Source organism: Peribacillus sp. YIM B13477 (assembly GCF_042787955.1).
Classification (GTDB): domain Bacteria; phylum Bacillota; class Bacilli; order Bacillales; family DSM-1321; genus Peribacillus; species Peribacillus frigoritolerans.
Genome location: NZ_JBHZPD010000002.1, coordinates 964310 through 978506, shown reverse-complemented (window position 1 = coordinate 978506; position 14197 = coordinate 964310). Strand labels below are relative to the sequence as shown.

The window sequence follows — 14197 nt, the reverse complement described above, 5'->3', positions numbered from 1 at the left end:
TTTTTTGCCAAAACCTAATTATTTGCTTGTGGATATTTTTTGGAGTAGGATAGTTTCCATCTTCAAGACAAACCATTTTAAAAGGATGGTCACTAATTTAATGGTAAGGAGTGGGGCAAATGAAAGCAGTAGTGGTTAAAGAACCGGGTGGTGCAGAACAATTACTATTTAAAGATTTTTCAAAGCCCGTGCCCGGTAAAGGGGAAATATTAATAAAGGTTAAAGCGTCTGCGATAAATAGAACGGATATTGTTTCCCGGGAAGGGAAAAGCGGTTATATGGCCAATCCAATATTGGGGATTGAAGTTTCCGGGGAAGTGGTGGAAACAGGGGAAGGAGCAAATATACAATCGGGGACGAGGGTGATGGGCCTTGTAAACGGAGGCGGTTATGCTCAATATGCTTTGATGCCGGCTGATCGTGCAATGAAGATACCGGATAACCTGTCATTTGAAGAAGCGGCAGCGATTCCTGAAGTATTCTTGACTGCGTACCAAACCTTGTTTTGGCTAGGTGAATTGACGGATCAAGAAACGGTATTGATTCATGCTGGCGGAAGCGGTGTAGGCACAGCAGCTATCCAACTGGCAAAAAAACTGACAAAAGCGAAAATCATCACTACAGCCGGCTCAAAGGAAAAATTGGATTTCTGTCACTCACTAGGAGCGGATATCTGTATCAACTATAAAGAACAATCTTTTGATGAGGAAATCCTGAAAGCTACAAATAATCAAGGAGTGGATGTTATCCTGGATTTCATCGGTGCTTCTTACTGGGAGAAAAACCTTAAAAGCATAAAAACTGATGGACGATGGGTGCTGATAGGCATTCTAGGCGGAACTGTAGTCGAGAAGGTGAACCTGATGGAACTTCTCTTAAAAAGAGTTCAATTAAAAGGCACTCTACTAACTCCTCGGAGTGATGAATATAAAAAAGAGTTAACGGAAGAATTCGTTAAAAAGGCAATGACATTGTTCCGCAAAAATGAAATCAAGGCAATCGTGGACCATGTCTTCCCTTTTGAAGAGGTACAAAGGGCGCATGAACATATGGAAGCGAATAAGAATGTAGGTAAAATCATCTTACAGGTAAATGAATGATTAAAGAAAAACTGCCTCGGTGCATGAATGGGGGAGGTTGCCCAGGATTAATACATGATTGGGCGACCTCTTTTCATGTGATATGGCAAAGGTGAGCTAATGGCGGATTGATTGAAGGATGAAATATGGACAAAGTATAATGAATATATACAAAGTCAAGATACGCTTCGCCGGTATCTGTCTAAGGGGGGAATCTTAATGAATGAATTGAATGCATTATTCAGGAAAAGAATAGGGCTCCAGGAAGATGTGAAACTGACATTTGAGAAATTAGACGAAATTCTGGATAAGACAGCGAAAACCATTCCTTTTGAAAACTTATCAATCATGGCATCCCATCTGAGTGATATCGATAAAGCGAATATCATGAACAAAGTCCTCGTGAGGAATGAGGGGGGATTATGCTATGAATTGAATTCAGCTCTTTATTTTTTCCTGATGGAAAATGACTTTGATGTATCTTTGGTTCGTGGTGTCATCTATAATCAGGGGTGGATGACCATAGGAAGGACACATGTCACCATTCTATTGAACCATGAGGGCCAAACCTATTTGATTGATACGGGTTTTGGCGGGAATCTGCCATTGAAACCAGTTCCGTTGAACGGAGAAACGGTCGTTTCCCGAAATGGAGAATTCAGGATAAAAAAAGAAAGTACCGATCATGGAGATCATATCCTTGAATTAAAACTGAAACATAAAGATCGCGATTGGAGAATAGGCTATGCTTTCGATTCTTCACAACCCGTGGGAAATGTAGCGGAACTTAATGAGGTCCAAACGATCATCAGGGAAAATCCCCAATCGCCATTCAATAAGCATCCATTAATCACCCGTTTGACAAACAGCGGGAACATCACTTTAACCGATACTTCCTTTACACAGTGGGAAAATGGAAAAATGACGAAAGAAGAAATAGATGGAACACGATTTAAAGAGTTAATGAAACAGCACTTCGATAGATAATAGAAAAAAATCTGAATATCAAAGGCATCCTTATCGAAAGATTGTCCAACCTCGACATTTTTTTATGAATAGAATGGTCATTCCATAGGATGTCTTTGATATGCAAGACTTAGAAAACTATTACTATATTAATTTGCGACACTCCTGCCGAATAGTTGGCCGGTAGAGAACCCGCTGGATGCTTTTTGGCGGAAAAGGAGCGAATTTCTGAGAACGCTTGAAAACTGTAGGCAAACTGGCTTTCTACGAATTTGTCTGCCTCTGAAACATCCATTACGGATGTTTTACTATTTATTCAATAGATTCGAATTCAGTGGGGTGAGAAGGATATGGAGAAGAAGAACCGATTGGTTTTTACTAGATCGAATGCAGCTGCTAAACGAAAATTCGATGAAGCCATCACCATTTTGGAATATAGTGTAATGCTTGTTGAATTCTTTGGATTACAAGAATTCAACAATATAATTGCCGGACAGTTAAGGCTGATTCTATGTGAAACGAAAAATACGCGTATAAAGCGGGAAAAGGTCACAATTGACCAATCCTTAATAAAGAAAATCAATCCTAACCCGAAATTGTATCCCATTAAAGACTCCAATCAAATGAGCAATGATCATGATCATATTACGGAAGAACTCTTCGATTATACTAAACAAAGGATTGAGCTAAAGCTTTGGAGAAATCAAATTATTTATAAAATCGATATCGAAGGAAAAACCCAGGAAATTAAAGTCATTGATTTTATTAAGGAAACAGCTAATAAAATTGGCGGTGCATATGCTGAATCAAGTTTCCCTAATAAGTCCATTATTTCGGATGGACATACGAAAATCATGTTAATAGGTATAGCGAAAGGGTTATTCAAATCCATAGGCAGGGATTATAAAAAACATGCCACCATGAACCTTTCACATATCATGCAAAAAATCGAACAATCAACTTTGGAAGACTAGACAGAGGAAGGACTTTTGACCAAGTCCTTCTTGCTTGATTTCCAAGCACCCGGCAGGATTGAATACCTCAAATAACCACTATCACTAAACCATTCTTTTTCCTCGTTAAACCACGCTCGATGGCTGTTCACTTTTATCCAGAACGCCATCAGGTTAAATTCAGTCACGAGTGTACTCCATATTTTCTGCATATTTAATTGGTAAGATGGGTGTAATCATAAAGGAGGTTTTATTCAATATGAAAAAAAGAACAAAATTGCCTACCATCTTATCCCTATTTGCGGCCGTGTTTTTAGTCCTTGGAGCATGTTCCAACAGCGATGATAAAAACAAAGAAGAGAAAGAAGTAAAGGAACATAGTGAAATGGACATGAACCATTCTAGCTCGGGTGATGTTCCGGAGGGATTAAAAGCGGCAGAAAATCCAACTTATGAAGTTGGAAGTCAAGCGATTATCGAATCAGGTCATATGGAAAGCATGAAAGGGGCGGAAGCAACAATAGTGGGTGCCTTTGATACGACTGCTTATGCAATTTCGTATACGCCTGCAACTGGCGGAGAAAAAGTGGAAAATCATAAATGGATCATTCACGAAGAAATCAAAGATGCAGGTGAAGTGACGTATGAACCCGGAGCGGAGGTCACAGTAAATGCTTCTCATATGGAAGGGATGAACGGGGCAGTCGCTGAAGTTGAATCTGCTGAAAAAACGACTGTTTATATGGTCGATTTCACACCGACTACGGGTGGAGAAAAAGTGAAGAACCATAAATGGGTAACCGAAAGCGAATTATCAGCGTCTAAATGATTTAACATCATGAGTCCAAAAACAGAAGAAAATAGGATTGGAAACACAAAAGGGGATTCTGAATGCTCTCATCCCGAACCATGATTTGTAAAACAAGACTAGATTATCATTGATGTTTTTTTACTGTAAGCCTCATTGGATTGAAGAGATTTGCGACACTCCTGCCTAATAACTGACTAGCCGAGACCCCACAGGCGCTTGTGCCTAGGAGGCTTGGCAGACAATCGGTGGAAAGGGATGATTTCCACTCCAGGCACTCGCTTTCCGCGGGCGGTCCGGGAGTCTCCTCGGCGCTCGCCTGCGGGGTCTCCCTGGCCACGCTTTTCCCGCAGGAGTCTCGTACCTTCCGTTCCAATCAACTGGAATTTTATAAAAGAAATATTTTAGGGAAACTGGCTCTTTTCCAATTCGTCTACAGTCTGGCTGTTCCATCAATTTTTTGATAAAAGGGAGTTCGGATTGGCCCCACCCTGAACCGTGAAATTAAAACAAGACTAGATTATCATTGATGTTTTTTTTACTTTAAGCCTCATTGGATTGAAGAGATTTGCGACACTCCTGCCGAATAACTGGCTAGCCGAGACCCCACAGGCGCTTGTGCCTAGGAGGCTTGGCAGACAGTCGGGGGAAAGGGAGTGAATCTCTGAAATCAACTGAACTATTCAAATAAAAAATGCAGGCAAACTTGATTTTCATTGAGTTTGTCCACAGTCTGAAGGAATGGTAAACAAAACCATTCCTTTTTTTGTGAACGAATTTTCTTGAAAATTACTTTACAGTGGAGTGTAAAACTTTAGTTTCTGTTAATATGGCTTTATCAGAAATGTGAAAATGGGGTGCAAGTATGATGGCTGGATTAATTATTAGACCTTTTATTATGGAAACTGACCATGAGGCGCTGAGCAATTATTGTTTACCTATAGAGCAAGCAATCTATACTTCTTTACCTTTAAAAGTTATCGAAGACTTCAGGAAGGATAAATATAACCTCCCCATTGTCATTTATTTAGATGAGGATTTGATTGGTTGTTTTGCCTTATATACGGATAAAGCGGGAAATCAATATACAAGTAATGAGAATGCGATTCTTCTTAAATCATTCTCCTTGGATTTGCGCCATCAAAAAAAAGGGCTAGCTTTTAAGACGTTAAAAGTGTTGCCTGATATGATCAAACTAAGTCATCCAGATAAAGATGAGATTATTCTAACGGTGCATCATTCGAATGTCCCAGCGATAAATTTATATAAAAAAGCTGGATTCATTGACAAAGGATACAGATTTAATGGAGAAGAAGGGGAGGAATTCATTTTCCACTTTGCTTTGGATTAAGGGGAATATAGATAACATCCGGAATGCTTCGACCCGATAGGAAAAAGAATGTAATTAAACGACAGTATATAGTCAGTTTAAATATGATAAGTGGTTAAACGCAAAATAAGCATCAAAACGATGCTTATTTTTTTGGAAAGTATTCCTTACGATTTGATTAAGAACTCATGGAATCCATCCTACAATTTCTAAAATCGTCAGAAGAATCTCAAAGACAATGAGAATTACAATGATCCATTCAACGAATAGTCCCCTGATCGAATGGCTGATGTTAGAAAACCCATCCATAATGTTATATAAAATTTCGGTTTTACTTTTCAGGATTTTATACCGATCATTCAATTCAAAAAATTCAAGCATTCTGTCATAAAATTCGCCGGCAACGCTGCTTGTCCATGTAATATCAGGTTTATCCAGAATCATGATATATGCCAGGGTATTGTACTCGTGACGTACGATTTTTGCCGTCGTCCTCGCTAGTTCCTTATTACCGATTCTGAGCTTGCCTTTTTCCAGTCGGTCAATCATGGCTTCAAGCTTGTCGTGGATTTTTCCTAGTTGTTCCTCAGTTTTTTCAAGGGCCACCGATTTTGCGAGAATGGTGGAAATTAATTCAGGGTAGAAAAATTCATATTTAGGAACAACTACATATTCGTCTGTCAAATTGATGTTTTCAGTTTCACTGAAGTGAAGGCTGTAATCATCCGTATATCTATCTACATTGACGAGATCAATGTCCGGCTCGAATGAATGGATAAAGGAGGAAAATGCCTTGATCTCATCCGCGTGTGAGTAATTGATGAAGACGATGCTGCCAAAGGAAAAAACCAGCACCTGCTGCGATTCGTCCACATTTTTATAAAGGATGGAACGTAGAATATCGCCTTTAAGAATTAAAGGCTCTTCCCAGGTGAATTTTTTGGGGATGCCGCAATGAATGGCGATTTTGTTCAAATCGATTTCATTAGTGATTGCACATGCTTTAAAGGTAATTTCCTCCATCTATATCACTCTCTTCAGCAAATTGGTCTTTTTTCGATTCTATTCTATTCTTACAAAAACATGCTTGAATAATTCTGGAAGGTAGAAAAAAGTCAACTGACTGGTAACTAAACCAATAACCACATTATGGATACAAAAATAATCAAGTCTAAGCTTTGGGGAAATATAAGAGGGCGATTCCGGTAACTGGATAGTCCTTTTTATTTTGCTTGTTTATACACACTGAAACTTTACAAAAACATATAAAAGTTCATGAAAACTTTACTTTTATTTACAGAATTCTCACATTGGTGTCAATATTCAGTAATACATGTTTGTTATAATCGATTGACGGTTTTAATAGTGGTTGGAATAGGATCTTTTAAAATCCTTCATTTACAGATAAGTAGCAGGCTGATTGAAGATGACTGAATAGTAGGAGTGAACAAAAATGGAGGAATCTATAAATCTATATGAGCTTACATTTAGTGAAAAAGATAGATATGTGATCATTACGAATGCTTATCCACATGAAGATCAGCTATATCGGAATGGGTTTATCCACCGAAGAGTCAAGGCTTATCTGGATGAGGGTTTGAAGGTGGATGTCTTTGTTTTGCATCCTGCCTATAAAAAAGCGGAAAAGTATACGTATGAAGATGTGCCTGTTTATCGAGGAACTGAACAGCATTTGCGCATTTTCTTAAATCATAAAATACATAAAAAAGCGCTCATTCATTTTGTTAATCCAAAAATGGTACAAGCGATAAAAGAAACGAATACGGATTTACCGATTATCACCTGGATACATGGATTTGAGACGGAGGCATGGCATAGAAGATGGTTTAATTTTCTTGAAAGCCCTGAAAGCTTGAGGAAGATACTTGAAATGTCGGACGACTATTATGTATCACAGCTTTCTTTTATGAATTGGTTTTATCAAACGAATGAATTGGATACAACCTTTGTTCATATCTCCAAATGGTTCAAAGAGCATATAGCGGAATGTGATGCAAGAGCAGAATCGAAAAATTCAGTAATCATTCCTAATGTCATAGATGACAATCTGTTTACCTTTATTGAAAAGCCAGCTGAAATGCGGACAAAAGTCCTTTCAATCAGGCCATACGCTTCACGAAAATACGCCAATGACCTATCGGTGAAAGCAGTGCTGGAACTATCGAAGCGACCATACTTCGATAAGTTGGAATTTGCATTTTATGGCGATGGAAAATTGTTCGATCAAACCGTTGAGCCAATCCGGGATTTTGAGAATGTAACGATTCATAAAGGTTTCCTATCTCAGGAGAAAATCGCTGCATTACATAAGGAGTATGGAATTTTCCTTTGCCCGACCCGTTTGGATTCTCAAGGGGTTTCCATGTGTGAGGCAATGTCGAGCGGACTAGTGCCGATTTCAACAGATATTACGGCAATTCCGGAATTCGTTAAACATGACGTTTCTGGCCTTCTAACAAAACCTGAGTCTCCTACCGATATTGCCGATGCAATAGAGCGCTTATATTACAACTCGGACGTATTTTTAAGAGTGTCAAAACAAGCTTCTCAGTCGATTCGGGAAAAATGCGCTGTTGATGTTGTTATAAAAAGAGAATTGGAGATCATCCAAGGTTAATGGAGGGGAGTTTTTTCAATATGGACGAACGAAACGAATATTGGAAAACGATGTATGAGGAACTCGAATTACAAATGAAAGACATGATGTCCATGACATTGGAGCTCATAGAGAGCAATGGCATGGAAAAACAAAAAACCATTGAGAAAGTTACTAAAGAAAATAATAGGCTGCGAGAAGAAGTAGAAAAAAGTAAGATGGCCCAAATGGAAAATATTAAGCTTAACAAAGAAATACGAAGACTTAAGTTGTTAGAACACAAATTCAATGTTACATATGCAGGGAAATTCACATTAAAATATCTTGCGCTTAAATCATCTATTAAAGAACAAATAAAGAAATAAAAATTCATATCAGATTTCAGTCATTGGAGTGAAAACTTTGAATTCACATGAACTAGTTGAAAACAGAAAAATGAAGGTACTTCTATTTGGCTTTATTGATATGAATTCAATGGATGGATCTGCAGTATTTTTATCTTCCTTAGCATCGACCATTGCGTTAGATTCAAACATCGAAGTTGACTTACTTTTAGCTAGCCCGGTCAAACGTGATATCTTAATTCAGCCACTTGAGAAATTTGATAATATAACCATTCTCAATCCTTTTGTCGATCCTTTTTTTAATGCCGCCGGTGATGAATGGGTAAAAAAAGGAGTCATTGATTTCGATGTAGCTGAAATGCTCATTTCTCATTATTGGAGTCAAAATGACTATGATTGGCTATTTGTTAGAAGCATTGAGACTGTTGAAAAAATCGTAAAGCATAAGCAAATCATAAAGAATACATTAGTTTATGCTACAGGATTGACTCACATAGGTCAGGATGTTAATGAAGAGAAATTCGAGAGCATCAAAAATATATATGATCAGTGTGCGTATTTCTTATGTCAAACAGAAGAGATGTGCGAATTTGTCATTGAGATCCTTAATTTGAATAAAGAAAAAAACAAAGTTTCCCTGCTTACCCCGATGATACCAAACGTTGAATCAGCGGAAGGGCAGACCCGGTTAAAAAACAAACTTGTATATACAGGGAAATTCGACCCGGATTGGAAGACCATTCCCATAATTACTGCTTTTAAAGAATTAAAACGTGAGATCCCGAATCTATCACTTGATGTGGCGGGGGATAAATTCAAATGGGTTAAAGATGATTCTCAGTTTAAGGAAGAAGCGGCATACCTCCTTAAAAATACGGATGGGCTTACATGGTACGGTGCTTTGACAAGGGAGAATGCCCAACAATTAATCGTGAATAGTGATATTGGGATAACCTGGAGAAGTGAGGAAATGGACAGCAGTCTGGAACTGTCTACAAAGCTATTGGAGTATGGGATTTTAAGGAAGGCTGTAATAATGAATCCAACCAAAATGCATATGAAGCTTTTTGGCGAAGATTACCCGTTATATGCTGTTACAGAGAAGGATTTCCGTGACGCTGTCAAATTAGCATTATGTAATAAGGATATATATGAGTTTGCGGCACAACGAATGTATCAAGTTAGCAGGCAGTTTTTATTTTCGGAAGCAATAAAAAAACTGCAAGGACCATTATGGAGCAAGCGCATTACCGATTATGTGAATGAAAGTGCGAATATGTTTTATATTGATGATGATGACTTTGATGAACTGATTAGGCATACATCATTAAAAAAAGTGAAAATATTGCCTGCGGAGTTTAATGTTGACCAGGTTTTCACCTATATTGTCAAAAACATACCTGAAGAAATAAAACGAGTCGAAAAACTGTTTAAACTGTCTAGGTATGGTCAAATCATTTCAGCAGATAAAGCTGGATGTTATACATTTCTCCACATCCATAAAAGGTATGGGAACTTTGAACGAAATTTTCAAAATAACATCCCCTATTTAAAAACGATAGGATTTGAAACATTTGGCAATCCTAAATTAAAACCAAAAGATGTGGAGATTTCAATCAAAGAACGGGCAATTGTTGATAAAGAAAAATATGATATGAAAGGGAAAAATAAAGAATTAGCTAAAGAAGTAAAGCAATTAAAAAAACTGAACACAGTTCAACTTAAACAAATTACTAAGCTAGAAAAACAAAATCAAGCACTTGGACGTAAATATGATTCACTTTCGAAGTCGAAAATGGGTAAAATGACATTCAAGTATTGGGATTTAAGAAAAAGGCTTAACTTTTAATAAGAAGGTAAACACTTCTTAACTCTATATCAGTCAAAGGAAAGCTCCTGAATGCTTCTGGCTTACAGGGGCCTTTCTCAATTATATGGAGTAAAGGAGCAGGGATTCTTGCAAACTTTTTATGTGTGTTTTCGATTAAAGCTGCCTCAGGTTACTATTCTATGAAAATTAAAACTTGGTAGTAAGCTCAAAAAGATTCATGGAATTTCAAAAAACTAACCTTTCAGCATGTATCCAAATAGACCCCTTATTCCTTAATGGTGTTATAATATTCTGAAAAAGGGGGGGAGAGATGATGGAGGAGAATGTGCTAAAAGCGATTCAAGATGATTATCCAGATGCATTTGCATGGTGTTATGGATGCGGTCGCTTAAACAAAGATGGTCATCATTTTCGAACGGGTTGGCAAGACGAGCAAACAAGGACTATCTATACACCACGCCCAGAGCATATTGCAATTCCAGGATTTGTTTATGGCGGCTTGATTGCCTCCTTAATTGATTGTCACGGAACAGGTTCCGCTGCATTGGCTTTACACCGTAAAAACGGTCATGAAATTGGAGATGGAGTGGAACCACCCAGGTTCGTGACTGCGTCACTGAATGTGGAGTTCGTAAAGCCAACCCCAAATGATGTGCCATTAATGGCCATTGGGACGATTCATGAAATTCATCCTAAGAAATGGAGAATCGAAACAGAGGTATTTGCACTCGATAAACTTTGCGCCCGTGGAGAGGTAATCGCTGTGGTGATGCCAAGTACTTTTACAAGCAAAGAGTAATCTTAATTAATGTAAACACATCGAATTCGGAATTAGATGTACTATCAAAGCCGTCCAATTATTTGGACGGTTATTTAGTGTATCTGAGTATCCATTTCAAGCATGTTATCGTAATAAAGTGGCATGTAGCTGGAAATTACAAGCCAAATATTAAGATATTAATATACTTACATTATAAGCAAAGGGAGGTCGCATGGATGAAAATAAACGTAGAGATAGATGAGGAGATCAAGGCGATAGAGGTGCTTATCCGCAATCATGAATGGAATGAGGAAGTGCAGGAATTGATGAGCGCTTGAAGGAGAGGAAAAGACCGTATTTTGTCGGCAGAAAAGGAGAAATGCAGCATGTTTTCCGGGCAGAAGAAATCATCTGTTTATTCACAGAGCAAGATTCCATAATGGTACGGACGAAACAGGGGATTTTCGAAAGCTTTCTATCTCTACTTTCGCTTCCAAGTGAAAAATAATGAATGAAGGAATTGATAAGAATCGGCACAGAGGATTGATCAACCGAGTAAATTGGAAGGGGGCATTGGGCTTCTACTGGAGAGTTTGGAGCGAATACTCGTGAATTTGGAGCGAATACTCGTGAATTTGATGCTTTTACTCGTGAATTTGATGCTTTTACTCGTGAATTTGGAGCGAATACTCGTGAATTTGGAGCGAATACTCGTGAATTTGGAGCGAATACTCGTGAGTTTGATGCTTTTACTCGTGAGTTTGATGTTTTTACTCGTGAGTTTGGAGCGAATACTCGTGAAACACAGAAACGAACATGCTTTTTTTCATTGTCATTACGATGCATCTTGAATTCAAAGAAGAGTTCGTTGTATTGACCTGCCAGCTTCATGATACTTTTATTAACTGATTTAGGTTCAATTGTAAAAGCTGCAAAACGGCGATTTAACTCCATTGTGAGGGCCATAAAGAATAATGGGAACAGATGCCATGAATCCTCTGGAATTTCGATGAAAGCCCTTATACCTGCTTGATCTACAGTCATTTCATTTCATTTCATTTTTCCTGAGGTATTCATCCTTGCCCTGGAATGTAAATAAAGAGACACCGCTTCCTATTGCATCGGAGTCTCTTAATATTTTATCAATTTTGTATCATGATCATTTCATCGTAGATTAAGTTTTGTCTAAGCTCAGTTGCTGTTTGTATGGATATTTGCTCATCTTCAACCATTTGCGCAATGATATCACGTTCGATTTGCATCGCATTCAACTGAAATTGACTCACCAACTCTTCAAAGCGTTTTGCTTCTTTTTCACTTAATGTTCCGAACGGATTCAAATAACGATTATATCTTTGGATGACAAGCATGACTTCATGGCGGTTTTCAGGTGCAGTTTGTTGTTTGATCAATAAAATGGCTTCCTTTGAAGCTTCTTTTTGTGCTTTACGGAACTCCCTGATCAGGTCCGCATTTTTAACGATGGAGTCCTCTAATTTCGCTTCCCATTTCTTATCCCATTTGATATTGATCTTTTTCTTGAAAAGAATGGCCTGTAAATTGATCCAAGCCCTTTTCAGGGAGGATTTTTGCATATAATTCGAGGTTCTTGAAAGATACACTTTATATAGTTCAAGGGCTGTTTCAGATATAGTCCCTTTTTCGACTAATCCAGAAACGACTTCCAATTCCTTATTGGCTCCAAGCTCCACTAAATCGCGTATTGTCCGATCATCCGGTCGATTCGTTATTCCCCGTTCCAAATCTATCAGTTGTTCATTTAAATCTTCCATTACTTGATGGACCGCTTTCTGATTTTCGATGGTTGCTTCTTTGCTCAGTTGATTGATCGTTTTATTTAAAACAATTTTATAGGCCTCCTCAGAGGTTAGCCGCTCATCTTTGAATTCAATCGGTTTCTTTACCAGTAATGGCAAGAGAACCGTAGCCAAGGTGACGCTTAACAATATTACGCAAGCTGCGATAAACAAGACTGTATTACGCATCGGGAATAAAGTGTCATCCCGCATGAAATATGGTATGGATAAAGCTGTAGCTAATGTAATGGTTCCATGAATGCCGCAAACGGATGTCAAAAATGCAAATCGGGATCTTGAAACATTCTCTTCATCGGTGTGATTGCTATCTTCTGGATGAACCCTGGACATAATGAATTGCTCTAATGGATTCACTCTGTTTTTCGTAAAAGTATCATGCAGGATGTATACCCATATAAAACGGATCACCAATAATAAAAGAACGATCAAGACACTTATCCCAAAAAGAATGCCCCTATTTAAGTTGGACTCAATGTCCTGATAAACACTCGGCAACATAAATCCTAACAAAGCAAATACAAGTCCATTCAAGACATAACCTAATACAGACCATGTATTAGTTGATACAATTTGCAATTTAGTCGTGGAACTCTGAAGGCGATCCCGCTCGATGCCATGAATTACACCTGCAGCAACCACTGCCAAGATCCCGGAAACATGGAATTCCTCAGCTACCATGTAAATGGCAAAAGGCGTAATTAGTTCAATGACAATGGACATTGGGATTTCTTCAAGTCCATGAACCCGTAAAAATAATCGTAATTTAACGATTAAATAGCCCAATAGGATACCAATAAAGATACCGCCTAAAGCTACAAATATAAAATTAAGCGAAGCATCTTTTATAGAAAACACTCCAGTTAAGGCAGCTGCCAGGGCAACTTTAAAAGCGACGATTCCGGCAGCATCATTGAAAAGTGATTCACCTTCAAGGATGGGCATCATATTTCCAGGCAATTTCAATCCTTTTGTAATCGATTGTACCGCTACCGCATCCGTAGGGGTAATTGTTGCTGCTAAAGCAAAAGCGACAGCCATCGGCATATCAGGTATTAACCAGTGGATGAAAAAGCCTCCTGCAAAAACCGTCACAAATACTAACCCAAAGGCTAATAACAGAATGGGCTTACGCAATTCAAGCATTTCTTTACGAGACGTATTTTTTCCTTCTGTAAAGAGCAGCGGAGCAATGACACAGATCATAAATAATTCTGAATGAAAATCAAATGATAATTGAAATGGTAATAATGAGAACACTGCTCCCATGGATATCTGATATATCGGAAGTGGGATACGAGGCCATATAGCATTTAATATTGTAGCGATTATTGTGGACACCAATAACCCGAGCAATGTGATTAAGAATGACATAGAATCTCCCTTATTTTCTAATGTTTTAGTCTGATTGCCCATGAAACTTATAAAAAAACAGAGGTATTTTAAAAGCAATATCCATCCTTTAAAAAATAACCCCTATTTTATGGTCCTATGTAGCTTGTTCAAAAAACAATGCTTAGCCAGAGACAAATTTTCTATTAATATGGAGCCTGGGTTTTTGATATACCCCTTAGTCATTAATTACAAACAGGATATCACAAGAGTTTACGGTTTATTCAAAATCAACTTATGACATGGCTTTTCCATGAAAATTAGTTCATGCCGGACACAGGA

Annotated in this window: 13 protein-coding genes; 11 read left to right on the top strand and 2 right to left on the bottom strand. The window is 38.1% G+C overall.

The features are described from left to right. Positions 1-119: 119 nt before the first annotated feature. The 5 genes from ACFX4H_RS11420 to ACFX4H_RS11400 all read left to right on the top strand — a co-directional run bounded on the left by ACFX4H_RS11420 (position 120) and on the right by ACFX4H_RS11400 (position 5157). A complete protein-coding gene (locus tag ACFX4H_RS11420; protein WP_377435261.1) occupies positions 120-1100 on the top strand; it encodes an NAD(P)H-quinone oxidoreductase in 981 nt (326 codons plus the stop codon). 198 nt (positions 1101-1298) lie between these two features. Continuing rightward, positions 1299-2066, top strand: coding sequence for an arylamine N-acetyltransferase family protein (locus ACFX4H_RS11415; protein WP_377435259.1), 768 nt, complete (start codon positions 1299-1301; stop codon positions 2064-2066). A gap of 329 nt (positions 2067-2395) precedes the next feature. Further along, positions 2396-3019, top strand: a complete 624-nt coding sequence (locus ACFX4H_RS11410) for a hypothetical protein (RefSeq protein WP_241637795.1) — start codon at positions 2396-2398, stop codon at positions 3017-3019. 238 nt (positions 3020-3257) lie between these two features. Beyond that, entirely contained in the window at positions 3258-3827 is a 570-nt protein-coding gene (locus tag ACFX4H_RS11405; RefSeq protein ID WP_063592058.1) for a YdhK family protein, read from the top strand. An 844-nt stretch (positions 3828-4671) separates the two neighbouring features. Continuing rightward, positions 4672-5157 carry a GNAT family N-acetyltransferase gene (locus ACFX4H_RS11400; RefSeq protein ID WP_377435257.1) on the top strand — a complete coding sequence of 162 codons (486 nt, stop codon included), beginning with the start codon at positions 4672-4674 and terminating at the stop codon, positions 5155-5157. A 165-nt stretch (positions 5158-5322) separates the two neighbouring features. On the opposite strand, the gene ACFX4H_RS11395 is transcribed toward ACFX4H_RS11400, so the two are convergent. Continuing rightward, positions 5323-6159: an RMD1 family protein gene (locus ACFX4H_RS11395; protein ID WP_377435256.1), complete on the bottom strand. Its 837-nt coding sequence runs from the start codon at positions 6157-6159 to the stop codon at positions 5323-5325. A gap of 430 nt (positions 6160-6589) precedes the next feature. Here ACFX4H_RS11395 and ACFX4H_RS11390 point away from each other — a divergent pair, with 430 nt between their 5' ends. The 6 genes from ACFX4H_RS11390 (at position 6590) to ACFX4H_RS11365 (ending at position 11539) form a co-directional block, all read left to right on the top strand. Then, entirely contained in the window at positions 6590-7774 is a 1185-nt protein-coding gene (locus ACFX4H_RS11390; RefSeq protein WP_052137176.1) for a glycosyltransferase family 4 protein, read from the top strand. A 20-nt stretch (positions 7775-7794) separates the two neighbouring features. Next, on the top strand, positions 7795-8118 hold the full coding sequence (locus ACFX4H_RS11385; RefSeq protein WP_152607885.1) for a hypothetical protein: 324 nt from the start codon (positions 7795-7797) through the stop codon (positions 8116-8118). 37 nt (positions 8119-8155) lie between these two features. Further along, positions 8156-9946 (top strand): glycosyltransferase family protein, encoded by a 1791-nt coding sequence (locus ACFX4H_RS11380; RefSeq protein WP_377435254.1) that lies wholly within the window; start codon positions 8156-8158, stop codon positions 9944-9946. 295 nt (positions 9947-10241) lie between these two features. Continuing rightward, on the top strand, positions 10242-10727 hold the full coding sequence (locus ACFX4H_RS11375; RefSeq protein ID WP_377435310.1) for a PaaI family thioesterase: 486 nt from the start codon (positions 10242-10244) through the stop codon (positions 10725-10727). A 295-nt stretch (positions 10728-11022) separates the two neighbouring features. After that, positions 11023-11196 carry a hypothetical protein gene (locus tag ACFX4H_RS11370; RefSeq protein ID WP_377435253.1) on the top strand — a complete coding sequence of 58 codons (174 nt, stop codon included), beginning with the start codon at positions 11023-11025 and terminating at the stop codon, positions 11194-11196. A 100-nt stretch (positions 11197-11296) separates the two neighbouring features. Beyond that, positions 11297-11539 (top strand): hypothetical protein, encoded by a 243-nt coding sequence (locus ACFX4H_RS11365; RefSeq protein WP_377435251.1) that lies wholly within the window; start codon positions 11297-11299, stop codon positions 11537-11539. A 291-nt stretch (positions 11540-11830) separates the two neighbouring features. Here ACFX4H_RS11365 and ACFX4H_RS11360 read toward each other — a convergent pair whose 3' ends face one another. After that, positions 11831-13897, bottom strand: a complete 2067-nt coding sequence (locus tag ACFX4H_RS11360) for a Na+/H+ antiporter (RefSeq protein WP_377435250.1) — start codon at positions 13895-13897, stop codon at positions 11831-11833. Positions 13898-14197: the final 300 nt, after the last annotated feature.